Below are 12,838 nucleotides of genomic sequence, written 5' to 3' on the forward strand. Positions count from 1 at the left end.
GCGCCTCCCCAGGACAGGCGGTCATCCTAGAAGCGGTCTATGACGCCTTCGATTCAGGCCGCCGCCACCCGCAGGGCGGCCAGCACCTCATCGGCGGCGCGAAGGCCGGTCTCCCAGGCGCCGTGGGCGGTGGAGAAGGCCCGGGTCGAGGTGGCTTCGCCGGCGAAGAACAGCCGGCCCTCGACGGGCTCGGCCAGCACCTGCCGGGCCGGCGCGCAACCGGGCAGGGCGTGGGAATAGGCGCCCAGGGCCCAGGGGTCCTGGCTCCAGCTGGTGGCCGCCAGCAGGCGCAGCTGGGGGCGGATGTCGGCGCCAAAGACCCCCACCAGCTCCTCGATGGCGAAGTCGGCCGCCGCCCGCGGCCCCTCCGCGGCCAGGGCGCGGGCATGGTCGCCGCCGAAATAGGCCTCGATCACCGGCCGCCCCAGGGGCCGCAGATAATAGCTGCCGGTGGCGGAGGTCTCCACATCGCCCCACAGATGATGCTCCCGGGGGAAGGCCTCGGGCGCAGAAGGGCTCAGGAAGACCTTGTCGGCCAGGCCCAGGGGCAGGCCGGTGGCCGCATCGGTCTTGGCCGGCAGGGGCGGGTGCAGGCGGATCGCCTCGCGGGCCAGCAGGTCGCTGGAGATGGTCAGCACCACCGCCCGGGCCGTCACCGCGCCGCGGGACGTCTCCAGCCGCAGGGCCTGGCTGCTGTGGTCGACGGACAGGACCGCGCAGTGGGGCACGATCAGGGACCGGTCGGCCAGGTCGCAGATCGCCGCCCCATAACCCTCGACCGCCCGCCAATCGAGGCCGGTGTCGATGAAGGCGCCATAGTCCTGCACCGAGACCTGCGAGAGGGGCGCGCCGTTATAATAGCTGGAAAAGGCCTCCAGCAGCGGCCGCCAGCGGGCGGCTCGCGGCAGGTAGGCGTTGGCTCGGCCCTCCTGGCCGGCCCGGGCGGCCTCTTCCAGGGCGGTTTCGAAGGCGCCCATGGCCGCCTCGAACCCGGCGCGGGCCTCCGGGGGGAGGCTCAGATTGGCCTCGGGCCGCCGCCAGGCCGGCGGGGTGCGGTCCAGGGGGATGTCGGCCCGCTCGAACAGCGGGACAAAGGGGTTGCGGTCGGCGCTGTGCAGCCAGCCACAGCCGAGATCGACCGGCAGGTCGGGGCGAGCGGCCAGGGTGTGGGCCCGGCCGCCGATCCGCCCCTGGCCCTCCAGCACCACCACCGACAGGGGCGCGCGCGACAGCCGCGCAGCCGCAGCTATGCCCGCCGCCCCGGCCCCCACGACGACCACGTCAAAACGATCCTGCATGACCTATCCAGGCATGGCCCAAGGCCAAGGTTCAAGCCCTGTCGGCGCCTTGTCCGGACTAATCGACCTTGGTCAGGGTTTCGGAGTCCAGGTCCAGGTCCTCGGCGGCGATGATCCGCAGGTCCGGCGTCCGCTGGCGCAGGCCCGCCTCGAACAGGCTGGCGTCCCCGGCCACGATGACGGCGGCGTCGGCGGGCGACAGATGATCGGCCGCGAAGGCGTTCACCTGAGCTGCTGTCACCGCCTCGACCTTGGCCGTATAGGCGCCGATCTCCTCCAGGGGCACGTCCTGCACCGCCAGGTCGCCGAGCACGCCCCCCAGGCCGCCAGCTGTCCCCAGAGCGCGGCCAAAGCCGCCGATCAGCACGGACTTGCGGGCCTTCAGCTCCTCGGCCGAGACCGGCTCGGCCGCCAGCCGGGTCAGTTCGGCGGCGATCAGATCGACCACCTCGGGCGCGGACTCGTTCTTGGTCTGGGCCTGGGCCTGGAAGGCGCCAGTGGTGCGGCGGGCCGACAGGGACGATCCGGCCCCATAGGAGAGGCCTCGCTTGATGCGGATCTCCTGGTTCAGCCGCGCCGAATAGCCGCCCCCCAGCACCGAATTGGTGACGATCGCCGGATAATAGGCCTCGTCGCTGCGGGCGATGGTCGGCTTGGCCAGGCGAACGGCGGCCTGGCCGGCGCCCGGCAGGTCGATGACCAGGGCCTGGCGCGTGGCCGAGGGCGAAGCCTCCGGCTGGCGCGGCAGGGGGCCGGCGGGCGCCGCCCAGTCGCCAAAGGCCTCGCGGGCCAGGGCGAAGCCGGCCTCGGGCGTGACGTCCCCGGTCAGCACCAGGATGGCGTTGTCGGGCCGGAAGTAGGTCCCATGCAGGCGGCGCAGGGTGTCCGGCGTCAGCTTGGGCAGGGAGGCCGGCGTGCCGCCGACCGGATGGCCAAAGGGCGTGCCGGCGAAGATCAGCGGGCTGGCGGTCATGGCCGCCAGCTGGCCGGGATCGCCATAGGCCACCGACAGGCCGTCCAGGGCCTGGGCGGTCTGCCGCTCCAGCTCCTCGGCCGCGAAGGCCGGGTTGCGCGCCACATCGGCCAGGATGGCGAAGGCCGGCGCCACCTTGTCGGACATCACGGTCAGACCGATGCTGGAGGATTCCGCGCCGGCAGCTGAGGACAGGGTGGCGCCCAGGGCCTCCACCTGCTGGGCGATCTCCGGCGCTGTGCGGGTCTTCGTGCCCTCGGTGAGCATGCCGGCGGTCATGGACATGGCGCCGGCCAGCCCTTTCGGATCGGCCCAGGCGCCCGCACGCACGATCAAGGCGGCGGAGATGAGGGGCAGGTCGCTGGAGCGGGCGACGATCACCCGCAAGCCATTGTCCAGGGTGGTTTCGGACGGCTGCGGCAGGACCGGATCCACCGGCTCGCCCACCGGCGGCGGCGCCTGGCGCTCGGCCTCCGGCGCCAGGGCGAGGATCTCGCCGTCGAACACCACCGCCTGGGCCGGGGGCGGGGCGGGCTCGGCCGGGGTCTCGCCGGCCGGACGTTCGGATTCGGGGCGATAGCGAATGGTCATCCGCCGGTCTTCGGCCAGATAGGTCTGCGCCACCCGCTGCACATCAGCGGCGGTGACGGCGGCGAGATCGGCCAGCTCGCTATTGGCCCGGGCCGGATCGCCCTGCGTCGCCCAGGCATAGCCGAGGGCGAAGGCGCGGCCGTCCACCGTCTCTCGCTCGCGCAGGGCGCCGGCGATCACCTCGTTGCGGGCTTCATCCAGTTCGGCCTGGGTCGGCGGGGCGTCCCGCAGGCGGGCGACCTCCGCCAGCAGGGCGGCCTCGCCGGCGTCGACCGTCTGGCCGCTGGCCAGGATGGCGCCCACGGCGAACAGGCCCGGCTGCTGGGGCAGGTCGGCCTGGGAGAAGGCCTCCACAGCGATCTGCTGCTCATAGACCAGCGCATTGTAGAGCCGGGAAGACTTGCCGCCGGACAGGATGGTGTCGAGCACCTGCAGGGCCGGGGCGTCGGGGCTGGCGGCCTCGGCGCCCAGCCAGGTCAGGACCACCGCCGGCAGCGGCACATTGGGGCCATAGCCCTCATGGACGCCGGGGCCGGTCCGCGGCGGCTCCACGGCGTCGACCCGCTTGAGGGGCGTCTCGGGGGTCTTGAGCGGCGCAAAATACTGGTCCACCCAGGCGTCGAGCTGGCCCTCATTGAAGTTGCCGATGACGATCAGCACCGCATTGTCGGGGCGGTAATAGTCCCGGTGGAAGGCGCGCACATCGTCGATGGTGGCGGCGTCCAGTTCGGCGATCGAGCCGATGCCCGGGCGCTTGTAGGGATGTTCCCGATAGCTGGCCTGGGGGATCATCAGGCCAAACAGCCGGCCATAGGGGGCGGCCAGGATGCGCTGTCGCAGCTCCTCCTTCACCACGTCCCGCTCGGAATTGAAGATCTCGGCGTCCACCACCAGGGACCCCATCCGCTCGGCCTCGGCCCAGAGCAGCCGCTCCAGGTGGTTGGCGGGGATCACCTCGAAATAGTTGGTGAAGTCGTCATAGGTCGAGGCGTTGTTGAAGCCCCCCACATCCTCGGTCATGCGATCCATGGTCTCGGAGGGCATGTTGCGGGTGGTCTTGAACATCATGTGTTCGAAGAGGTGGGCAAAGCCCGAGCGCCCCTGGGGGTCGTCCTTGGAGCCGACCCCGTACCAGACCTGGACCGTGACGTTCGGCGTCGTCGCATCCACCCCGCTCAGCACCCGCAGGCCGTTGTCCAGCACCCGCTCGCGATAGGCGATCGGCGGAATGTCGGCCGCCTGGACGCAGAGGGGCGCCGCCAGCACGGCGAGGACCAGGGCGAGGCGAGTGAAGGCGCGAAACATGGCGGGCTCCGGGTGGCGAAGCCAGATCCATAGCATTCTGAGCGGCCGGCGCCATGGCCGTCCCTGGGCCCCTATGTCCCGAACGCCCGGACCGCGGGCCTCATCGGCTCTCGCGCTCCAGCAGCTTGCGCATCAGGTCGATCTGTTCCTGCTGGGCGGCCAGGAGCGCCTCAAGCTGCAAGACACGCATCTGATCCAGCTTGTCGTGCAGGGCCATGATCTCGATCTCGGCCTTGAGATTGACCTCATAGTCGTGGGCGGCGTTCACCCGGTCCTTCGCGGCCTGCCGGTTCTGGCTCATCATGATGAAGGGCGCCTGGATGGCCGCCAGCATCGAGAGCAGCAGGTTGAGGAAGATGAAGGGATAGGGATCGAAGGCCCCGCGCCCCAGGGTCAGGTTCAGCAGGGTCCAGGCGCCCAGGAAGGCGCCGAAGCCCAGGATGAATTTCCACGATCCGCCGACCGTGGCCACCCGGTCGGCCAGGCGCTGGGCGAAGGTCTGATCATCGGCGAAGCTCTCGTTGGCGTCCCGGGTCACCGGGCTGCGGGCCACGGTGGTCTCCAGGACCCGGCGCTCGGCCTCGTCCAGGGCGCTGGCCGGCTTGCCCAGCCACCGTGTCGCCGCCTCGCCGAGGCGGCCGCCTTGCTCGCTCATGGAATGTCCTCTCCTGGCTGGATCGACCGGCGCGGTCATGGATTTTCACATCCAAAAGCCCCGGGGTTTGATCCTGGCCAATGACGCTGGGGTCGATGCCTGTGCAAATCCAGTCTTAAGGTGACGCCGGCACGATATTGCGACGCGCCGATGCGCGCGCCGAACGCCGGGAGGAATGAACATGATCGAGGCGGTCAAGTACGGTCTGGCCAACTATGTGAACTTCGAGGGCCGCACCGGCCGCGCCACCTTCTGGTGGTGGGTCCTGGCGGTGGTCCTCGCGGCCATCGTGGCCAGCATCCTGGACGAGGGTCTGGGGGTGGGCGACATGGAGCCCTTCAGCCTTCTGCTGGGCCTGGCGGTCTTCCTGCCGCACCTCGCCATGGCCGTGCGGCGGCTGCACGACACAGGGCGGTCGGGCTGGTGGGTGCTGATCGGGCTCATCCCCCTGATCGGCCTGGTGGTGCTGATCATCTTCTATGTGCAACCGAGCAATCCGGCCGGCGAGCGGTTCGACGCGCCCGGGCCTGCGCCGATGCCGCCCGAGCCGCCCTCGGCGGCCTGAGAAGACGTCACAGGCCTCCCGCGCCGCAGGCGCTCTGAAAAGACGGGACACGAAGGACACAAAGGGGCGGCTGCCGCCCCCATCGTGTCCTTCGCTGTCTTCGTGGGTTTTGTGTCCCGCTTTTTCGTATCGCTACGCGCCGAAACCGAACCCCACGGCCAAGCTGGGCCTGAGCGCGGCGCGCCTATCTGTCTCCGATGAGATTCAGTCCGTCCCGCCAGATCGCCGGCGCCCTGGTCCTTGGGCTGCTGGGCGCCTGTTCGCCCTCTCCGGCGCCCGATCGCGCCCAGGCCCAAACCGCCCTGGCCCAGGCGGCCCAGGCGGCCCAGGCGCCCGCGCCCGCCGTGGAAAGCCAGGGCCTCGACCCCGCGGCCATGTCCGCCGTGGTCGAGGAGGCCCAGGCCTTGCCCAACCTGCACGCCCTGATCGTCGCCCGGGACGGCGAGGTGCTGGCCGAGCACCGCCTGCGAGGGCCAGGCCTCGACCAGCCGGTGAACATCAAATCGGCGTCCAAGACCGTGCTGTCGGCCCTGGTGGGCGTCGCCATCCAGCGCGGCGTGCTGTCTGGAACCGACCAGAAGATCGCGCCCCTGCTGGCGCGCGACCTGCCAACGGGCGCCGACCCCCGCCTGCAAGAGATCGAGGTGGGACATCTGCTGTCGATGCAGGCCGGCCTCGGGCGCACCTCGGGCCAGTATTATGGCGCCTGGGTGACCAGTCCCAACTGGGTGCGCCATGCGCTCGCCCGCCCCTTCGACGACGATCCGGGGGGCCGGATGATCTATTCCACCGGGACCTCGCACCTGATGTCGGCGGCGCTCAGCGAGGCGGCGGGGGCCAGCACCCACCAGCTCGCCCGCGACTGGCTGGGCGAGCCCCTGGGGGTGACCATCCCGCCCTGGCAGCGGGACCCGCAGGGGATCTATTTCGGCGGCAACGACATGATGATGTCGCCCAGGGCCCTGCTGCGGTTTGGCGAGCTCTATCGCCTGGGCGGCGAGATCGACGGGCGTCGCATCCTGCCGGCGACCTGGATCGCGGAGAGCTGGACCCCGCGCACCAGGTCCCCCTGGAGCGGCCACGCCTATGGCTATGGCTGGTTCACCAAGCAGGCGGCCGGCCACGACGTGCATTTCGCCTGGGGCTATGGGGGCCAGATGCTGTTCGTCGTCCCCAGCCTCGATCTCACCGTGGTGATGATCTCCGATCCCTCGCCCCGCCCGCGGGAGGAGAGCCATGTGAACGATCTGCATACCCTGCTGGACGCCGGCATCATCCCTGCGGCGATCACCGGCGCAAGGCCCAGCGGGGCCTCTAGCCCTTCAGCAGGCTGAGGCAGCGGCCGACGGCTTGGCCGTTGGCCTCTGCGGTCTTCAATTTGAGCTTGCCGCCCATGACCAGGCCCCGCAGGTGCTTGCGCATCAACTGTTCGATGTCGGAGTCCGCCTGCACGTGGGGCGCCACGGTCTGGTGCATCAGCCGGCCCTCGGGCGAGAGGCCTGCGGCGCACTTGTCGGCGGCGGGATTGGCGAGGGCCGAGGCGGCGCTGAGGCTGGCCACCGTCAGGGTGGCGGCCATCAGGGTGCGGAGGCTGTTGCGGGTCATGGGCCTGTCCTTGCAAATGACGAGGGGTTCTGGCGTCCACGCTGCCAAAGGCCCGCGGCGCAATCAAGGCGTTAGCCGACCGGCGTAATCTTAACCGAGACATCCATGCCGAGCGCGTCGCTGGCTGCGCCGGCGAAGCTGCCGGCCACCGGCATGATCTGGCCATTGGCGCGGCCCACCGCCAGCGGGATCAGCCCTGCGGCGCCGATGCGGTTGTGGGTAGGATCAAAGGTGATCCAGCCGGCGCCGGGGAGATAGACCTCGGCCCAGGCGTGGGTGGTGTCGGCCTGGCGCTCGACCTGGTCGGGGTCGAACATGTAGCCGCTGACAGCCCGGGCCCCCAGGCCCAGCTGGCGAACGGCCTCGATGAACAGGGCCGCCAGGTCGCGGCATGATCCGCTGGCCAGGCGCAGGGTCTCGCCGGCGCTCTGCACGCCCTCTTCGTCCCGCACGCGGTAGGCCGCCGCGCCCAGCACGCCGGCGTTGAGGTCCTTGAGCAGGGACAGGGTGTCGGTGCCACGGCCTGCGACGAAGCCGTGGGTCCAGCGCGCCACCTCGGGATCGGGCTTGGGCAGGCGCAGGCGGCCAAGATCTGTGGCCTCGTCGTCGTAATAGGCGAAGGGATAGGTCTGGGCGGCCGGCGTGATCGGAAAGACCGGCCAGGGCTGGGCCCGCGAAGCCACCTCCAGGCGGCTCTCGATGACCAGGGTCTGCGAGGGGTGGCGGAAGCTCGCCACGGCGCAGAGATTGCCGAACACGTCCTGGCTCCAGGTGATGTCGGCGGCCGGCGAGCAGGCGAGCTGGAAGTCGAGCACGCTCAGCTCGTGGCTGTCCCGGGGCCGCAGCATCAGCCGGTGCGGATGCAGGACCACGGGCCGGGCGAACCGGTAGGCGGTCTGGTGGACGATCTCGAAGGTCGAGGGCGTCACCCCAGCCCGCGCATCGATCAGCGCTTCTTGCCCGGCATGGCGCCGGCGGCGTCGAGGAAGGAGCGCGCGGCGGCCTCCGGCTTGGCGGCGGCCGCCTGCTTGGGCTTGCGGACTTCTTTGTTGGACTTTTTCTGGCCCTTGGCCATGGGGGTCTCCGGGGCGGCGAGCGCCGCTGTCGTCAAGGAATGGATGGGCTCAGAAGAAGTTCATCGTGAGCCGGCGATGATCACGCAGGGATGATCACACAGGACTGGCCCGCGCCGACGCCGCTCAGCGCGGCCGCAGGCCCAGCAGGGAGAAGGCCACGGGGGCCAGAACGGCGGTAAGCACACAGACCGCCGACACAATCAGGAGGGGAGACATTTGGGGAAAAAACCAGAATCGCGCCGCATCGGAGGGGTTCGACCGCTTGAGACACGGCACACGCCCGATGACGCATAGGCTTAGATGGGGTGTCGCAGGCGAAATAGCCAGGGGCGCCGCAAGCTCTTGGCTTGGCGCGCCATCCGTGGTCCGAAGGAGGCCATGACCGCCCCGCCCTCAGACCCCCGCGCCGCCGAATCCCGGGCGCCCGCCGGCTGGGTCGTCGCCGTGCTGCTGGAGCCCGGACGCGAGGCCGAGCAGGCCCGCCGCTACTTCGCCATCGGCCGCGCCGACCGCGCCCAGGCCGAGTGGGTGGCCGTCGACATGGCCATCAGTCTGGGCCTGCGGGTCGCCCCCAGCCCGGCCGGCGGGCAGGAGCCGGTGGAGGCCCTGGCGCCCCTGCCCCCGGTGCGCATGCGGGCCCTGGGCCTGGCGCCGGGCGAGCGCCGTGATCTGGGCGAACGACGGCCCCGCCGCTGGCTGACCTGATCGCCGGCGTCCAAACGGGCCGGCCCAGCATGTGGCCGAGGTCGCCTGGATGGCCGAGCGCGGCTATCACATCCTGGAGCTGCCCACCGGCCAGGGCATGGTGATCAAGTCGCGCCCCATTCGGCCCAGGAGATGTCGCGCCCTGGAAAGGCCGTGCGCTCGAAGGGCCAGTCTGTGGCCAGCCATCCCTTGAAGGCGGCATAGAGCGGCGCGTCCAGATGGGCCGCCGAGGCCCGGACCCAGCAATAGGCCTTGGCGTCATAGCCAGGCCGCCCGGCGGGATAGATATAGGCGCAGCCCAGGCACTGGCCCTCGTCGGGCGCCATCATGGTGAAGGTGAACGAGGTGCGGCGTTCGAACTCCCCCTGGTGCCAGCCCAGGTCCACCAGATCCTCCTCCAGGGTCATGTCCGGCCGGGGCCAGTCATTGCCGGGGCCGAACACGTCGGCCAGGCGCTCGATGCTGGTCATCACCGCCGCATAGTCCTTGATCAGGTCGTGGATGGTCAGGGGGCGGAGCACGAAGTCGGGGTGCTCGAGACGGCGCGGAATCTCGAACTGCGGCGGTACGAACGGCATGGTCATTCCCCCTTCTCGACGCCTCCAGCTTGCGCCGCCGGGGCGGCCGTCGGCAAGGGCCGGGTCCTTGCAGGGCGCCCGCGCCCGCTGATCAGGCGCTCCCCGTCCGGTCGGCGAATACCCCGAGAATGTGCAGGCCCCCGGTTGCGGCCGACGGCGGATCAGGCTTAAGCCCCTGGGGGAGCCGGGGGGCGAACCGGCTGCGAGTCGTGTGATGAGAATTTCCAGTCCCCGCAAGGGCGCGCGCGTCGCCCTGGTCCTGTCCCTGACCGTCGCCCTGGCGGGACTCGCCGCCTGCGCCACGGCGGTGCAGACCCGGCCCGGCCGCACGGCGACCGAGCAGTTGCTGGTGGCGCACGCCGCCGAGCGGGCGGCGTCCGACTTCCGCATCGAGGCGCCCGAGGGCAGCCTGGTCTTCCTCGACACGGTCAACTTCACCGGCGAATGGGCGCCCTACGCCGCCAGCGCCCTGCGCCAGCGCATCCTGAACAGCGGTCTTCGGCTGTCGCCCAACCGGGCCGAGGCCGACCTGATCGTCGAGGTTCGGATGGGCGCGCTGTCCATCGATCAGATGAGCCGGGTCCTCGGCGTCCCGGCGCTCACCCTGCCCACCGGCAACAACTATTCGACCTTCTCGGTGCCGGAGCTGTCGCTCTACAGCCAGGCGGAGCGCTCCGGCGTCGCCGAGTTCTCGATCTTCGCCTATGACGCCCGCTCCGGGGCGGCCGTGCCCGTGTCTCACCGCATTTCCGGCGAGACCCAGATGCGCAGCCACAAGTTCCTGATGGTCATGACCTGGGGCAAGCAGGAGGTGAAGCCCGGCGACCCGACCCTGGACGCCGAGCCCTGGTGGAAGCCCTGGTAGGGCTGGCCGCGTGAAGCCTGGACCGCAGCAGAGCGACCGCTAGACTGCGCCCCCTTGAGGCCCAAGCGGGGCTTAAGAGGGGGAGTTTCAAGCTCATGTTGCGCCACATCGCCGCCGCCGTCGTTCTGGTCGCCGGGTTTATCGGGCACGCCGCCCAGGCTCAGGAGACCGCCGCCCCCGCCCAGACCTATGTCCCCCGGACCTATGTCCATGCCGGCGCCCTGCTCGACAAGCCGGGCCAGGCGCCGCGGGGCGCCTCGACCCTGGTCGTGCAGGACGGCCGCATCGTGCAGGTGGCCGACGGCCTGCTGGCCGCACCGGCCGGCGCGCGGCTGATCGACCTGTCCGACCAGTTCGTCCTGCCCGGCCTGATCGACGCCCACGTCCACATCTTCTCCGACGACGACAAGACCGCCGCGCGGCTGGAGGCCATGACCCGCGGGGCCGAGACCCGCTTCGTGGTCGGGCTGGACAATGCCCGCCGGACCCTGGACGCCGGCTTCACCACCGTCCGCGACCTGGGCTCCGATCCCGCCGCCATCACCGCCCTGCGGGACGGGATCGAAAAGGGGCTGATCGAGGGCCCGACCATCGTCAATGCAGGCCGGATGATCTCCATCAGCGGCGGCCACGGGGACGGCGCCAACGGCCTGGCCCAGCCCTATGCCGAGCTGGAGCGGGCGCACGCGGTCAACACCTGCGACGGCCCCGAGGCCTGTCGCCGGGCGGTGCGCATCCAGGTGTCCCAGGGCGCCCAGGTGATCAAGTTCGCCGCCACCGGCGGGGTGCTCTCCAATGTCGCCGGCGGCCTCGGCCGGCAGATGTTCGATGACGAGATGAAGGCCATCGTCGACACCGCCCACGCCTTTGGCCGCAAGGCCACCGCCCATGCCCACGGCAAGGACGGCATCGAGGCGGCCCTCCGCGCCGGGGTTGATTCCGTCGAGCACGCCACCTTCACCGACGCCGAGACCCTGGCCCTGTTCCGGCAGACCGGCGCCTATCTGGTGCCGACCATGATCGCCCCGGAAGCCGCCGTCGCCCAGGCCCGGGCCGGCCAGCGCCCGCCCGCCGTCCTGGCCAAGGCCGAGGAAGCCGCCCGCATCGCCTTCGAAAAACACATCGAGCAGTACGCCGCGCCGGGCGTGAAGATCGCCTTTGGCACCGACACCGGCGTCTCGGCCCACGGGGACAACGCCACGGAGTTCAAGATGATGGTCGACGCCGGCATGACGCCAGCCCGCGCCATCCGCAGCGCCACGGTGGACGCCGCCGACCTGCTGGGCCTCTCGGCCAGCCTGGGTACGCTGGAGGTGGGCAAGTCCGCCGATATCGTCGCAGTGGCGGCAAGCCCCCTGGAGGACGTCACCCAGCTGGAGCGGGTCACCTTCGTCATGCGGCGGGGCGTGGTCCACAGGCTGGACGGCGCCCGCCAGCCCTGGCCGGCCGACTAGACCTTGAACCGGCCCGTGTCGAAAAAGGCCTCCAGCGCCGCCTCATAAGGGCCGGTATCGAGGCCCGACGCCGCCAGCCAGTCGGGATTGGAGAGCGTGCTGGCGTAGCGCTCGCCGGAATCGCACAGCAGGGTGACCACCGAGCCGGCCTGGCCCCGCGCCGCCATGGCCTCGATCACCTGGGCGCAGGCGAAGAGGTTGGTCCCCGTCGAGCCGCCGCAGGAGCGGCCCAGGCGCCGCGAGGCCACCCGCGCGCCGGCGATGCTGGCGGCGTCGGGCACGGGGATGGCCCGGTCGATCAGCTCGGGATTGAAGGAGGGCTCGCAACGGGCGCGGCCGATCCCCTCGATGATCGAGCCCCGGTCGGCGCTGGCCGTCACCCCCCGATCGGCCACATGGCGGTGGAAGACCGAGGCTTGCGGATCGGCCAGGCACAGGCAGGTGGAGGCGCGATTGTAGCGGATGAACCGGCCAAGGGTCGCCGTGGTGCCGCCGGTGCCGGCCCCGGCCACGATCCAGGCGGGCACCGGGTGCGGCTCCTGGGCCATCTGGCTGAAGATCGACTGGGCGATATTGTTGTTGCCCCGCCAGTCGGTGGCCCGCTCGGCATAGGTGAACTGGTCCATGTAGTGGCCCGAAAGCTCGGCGGCCAGCCGTGCGCTCTCGGCGTACACATCGGGGCTGGCCTCGACGAAATGGGTCTCGCCCCCGTGGAATGCGATCTGCGCCACCTTCTCGGCCGAGGTGGACCGGGGCATCACCGCGATGAACCGCAGGCCCAGCAGCCGGGCGAAATAGGCCTCCGACACCGCCGTCGAGCCGCTGGAGGCCTCGATGATCGGCGTCCGCGGTCCGATCCAGCCGTTGCACAGGGCGTAGAGGAACAGCGATCGGGCCAGCCGATGCTTGAGGCTGCCGGTGGGGTGGGTCGACTCGTCCTTGAAATAGAGGTGGACGCCCCCGGCCACGGGCGCGCGCAGCAGGTGGGTGTCGGCTGAGCGGTTGAAGTCGGCCTCGATGGTCTGCACCGCCTGATCGATCCAGCCACGGTCGCGGCACAGGGTGACCAGGGCGCGGTTTTCGTGAGACGGGGTGGAGGACGACAAGGTCATGGATCTATCCGCTGCGGCGCTGAACACCCTGGACATGACCCATTCATCGCGCCTCG

At 70.7% G+C, this 12,838-nt stretch carries 13 protein-coding genes; 5 read left to right on the forward strand and 8 right to left on the reverse strand.

Features of this window, described 5'->3' with window-relative positions; translation table 11 throughout:
- Nucleotides 1-53: 53 nt before the first annotated feature.
- The 3 genes from Q7S93_RS09950 to Q7S93_RS09960 all read right to left on the reverse strand — a co-directional run bounded on the left by Q7S93_RS09950 (nt 54) and on the right by Q7S93_RS09960 (nt 4,822).
- On the reverse strand, nt 54-1,298 hold the full coding sequence (locus tag Q7S93_RS09950) for a flavin monoamine oxidase family protein (protein ID WP_304713727.1): 1,245 nt from the start codon (nt 1,296-1,298) through the stop codon (nt 54-56).
- A 58-nt stretch (nt 1,299-1,356) separates the two neighbouring features.
- Nucleotides 1,357-4,167 (reverse strand): M16 family metallopeptidase, encoded by a 2,811-nt coding sequence (locus tag Q7S93_RS09955; protein WP_304713728.1) that lies wholly within the window; start codon nt 4,165-4,167, stop codon nt 1,357-1,359.
- A gap of 100 nt (nt 4,168-4,267) precedes the next feature.
- A complete protein-coding gene (locus tag Q7S93_RS09960) occupies nt 4,268-4,822 on the reverse strand; it encodes a DUF1003 domain-containing protein (protein ID WP_304713729.1) in 555 nt (184 codons plus the stop codon).
- A 181-nt stretch (nt 4,823-5,003) separates the two neighbouring features.
- Between Q7S93_RS09960 and Q7S93_RS09965 the strand changes: the two genes are divergently transcribed.
- Nucleotides 5,004-5,387 (forward strand): DUF805 domain-containing protein, encoded by a 384-nt coding sequence (locus Q7S93_RS09965; RefSeq protein WP_304713730.1) that lies wholly within the window; start codon nt 5,004-5,006, stop codon nt 5,385-5,387.
- Nucleotides 5,388-5,584: 197 nt separating this feature from the next.
- Nucleotides 5,585-6,721 (forward strand): serine hydrolase domain-containing protein, encoded by a 1,137-nt coding sequence (locus Q7S93_RS09970; protein ID WP_304713731.1) that lies wholly within the window; start codon nt 5,585-5,587, stop codon nt 6,719-6,721.
- Here Q7S93_RS09970 and Q7S93_RS09975 read toward each other — a convergent pair.
- The 3 genes from Q7S93_RS09975 to Q7S93_RS09985 form a co-directional block, all read right to left on the reverse strand.
- Entirely contained in the window at nt 6,702-6,992 is a 291-nt protein-coding gene (locus Q7S93_RS09975) for a hypothetical protein (protein WP_304713732.1), read from the reverse strand. The two genes, Q7S93_RS09970 and Q7S93_RS09975, sit on opposite strands and share 20 nt — an antisense overlap.
- A gap of 71 nt (nt 6,993-7,063) precedes the next feature.
- Nucleotides 7,064-7,921, reverse strand: coding sequence for a transglutaminase family protein (locus Q7S93_RS09980; protein ID WP_304713733.1), 858 nt, complete (start codon nt 7,919-7,921; stop codon nt 7,064-7,066).
- Between the two features lie 17 nt (nt 7,922-7,938).
- Complete coding sequence (locus Q7S93_RS09985; protein ID WP_304713734.1) at nt 7,939-8,067, reverse strand: hypothetical protein; 129 nt, start codon at nt 8,065-8,067, stop codon at nt 7,939-7,941.
- Between the two features lie 379 nt (nt 8,068-8,446).
- On the opposite strand from Q7S93_RS09985, the gene Q7S93_RS09990 reads away from it, so the two are divergent.
- Nucleotides 8,447-8,773, forward strand: coding sequence for a hypothetical protein (locus Q7S93_RS09990; RefSeq protein WP_304713735.1), 327 nt, complete (start codon nt 8,447-8,449; stop codon nt 8,771-8,773).
- A gap of 104 nt (nt 8,774-8,877) precedes the next feature.
- On the opposite strand, the gene Q7S93_RS09995 is transcribed toward Q7S93_RS09990, so the two are convergent.
- Nucleotides 8,878-9,357: a hypothetical protein gene (locus Q7S93_RS09995; protein ID WP_304713736.1), complete on the reverse strand. Its 480-nt coding sequence runs from the start codon at nt 9,355-9,357 to the stop codon at nt 8,878-8,880.
- Nucleotides 9,358-9,565: 208 nt separating this feature from the next.
- Here Q7S93_RS09995 and Q7S93_RS10000 point away from each other — a divergent pair, with 208 nt between their 5' ends.
- Complete coding sequence (locus Q7S93_RS10000) at nt 9,566-10,216, forward strand: DUF6655 family protein (protein ID WP_304713737.1); 651 nt, start codon at nt 9,566-9,568, stop codon at nt 10,214-10,216.
- Nucleotides 10,217-10,311: 95 nt separating this feature from the next.
- Nucleotides 10,312-11,670 carry a metal-dependent hydrolase family protein gene (locus Q7S93_RS10005; RefSeq protein ID WP_304713738.1) on the forward strand — a complete coding sequence of 453 codons (1,359 nt, stop codon included), beginning with the start codon at nt 10,312-10,314 and terminating at the stop codon, nt 11,668-11,670.
- Here Q7S93_RS10005 and Q7S93_RS10010 read toward each other — a convergent pair.
- Nucleotides 11,667-12,782, reverse strand: a complete 1,116-nt coding sequence (locus tag Q7S93_RS10010) for a PLP-dependent cysteine synthase family protein (protein WP_304713739.1) — start codon at nt 12,780-12,782, stop codon at nt 11,667-11,669. The two genes, Q7S93_RS10005 and Q7S93_RS10010, sit on opposite strands and share 4 nt — an antisense overlap.
- Between the last annotated feature and the right edge of the window lie 56 nt (nt 12,783-12,838).

Origin of the sequence: Phenylobacterium sp. (assembly GCF_030646615.1) — a bacterium.
Classification (GTDB): Bacteria; Pseudomonadota; Alphaproteobacteria; order Caulobacterales; family Caulobacteraceae; genus Phenylobacterium.